Raw genomic sequence first — 661 nt, forward strand, 5'->3', positions numbered from 1 at the left:
CATTAAACTTTTTGCACAGCAGAAAACTTGCCATCCCGGTTCGATCTTTGCCAAAAAAGCAGCCGAAACCAACGGAAGGTGATGAAGTGACAATCTGAAGCAATTGAGAGAAGTCGCCCCGATGTGCGTCGATTATCTCTATATAAAACTCGACAAGATCACTGACAGCCGGGTCAGTCGCACGTCGATACAACTCACCGACGGTAGTCATGGGCATATTAATTATTTTCCTGGCAAAAGGAAACGCCACATTAGCCTCGTTTATCCCTCTGAAATCCACAAGAATATCCAGTGCTGCAGGAAAAGCAGCCCCGGAAGAGTAAGAGAGAGAAGTACGAAAGAATGAATAGCGACCACAATGAACCTTTCTGCAATTTATCATTATTCCACCGCAGTCAGTTCATAAAGAGGGACGATTATTTTACCAAATCGATTTTTATAACGGCGTATATTGCAGGTTTTATCATCTTCAGAAAGTCGTGCAATGGAAAGATTGAGCGTATGCAGGCCCAATGACCTACCCCATTCAGCAGCAGTCATCATAGCGTAATATGAAGAACCAGGATCTTTGTAACCTGACTGGCGGTTAAAAGCGAGTTTTCTTAAATAACACTCATTTCCAATTTTAACCAGGTTGAGACAACACAGGACGTCTTCATCG

The 661-nt window shown here is 43.1% G+C and carries 2 protein-coding genes; both read right to left on the reverse strand.

Annotated elements, in window-relative coordinates; all coding sequences use genetic code 11:
- A partial coding sequence (locus WH277_RS01920; RefSeq protein WP_339504078.1) for a tyrosine-protein phosphatase occupies positions 1–382 on the reverse strand: 382 nt, incomplete at its 3' end.
- Positions 382–661, reverse strand: a 280-nt coding sequence (locus WH277_RS01925) for a hypothetical protein (protein ID WP_339504080.1), incomplete at its 5' end; no start/stop codon positions are given. The genes WH277_RS01925 and WH277_RS01920, both read right to left, overlap by 1 nt.

It is taken from the genome of Erwinia sp. MYb416, assembly GCF_037479575.1.
Classification (GTDB): domain Bacteria; phylum Pseudomonadota; class Gammaproteobacteria; order Enterobacterales; family Enterobacteriaceae; genus Erwinia; species Erwinia rhapontici.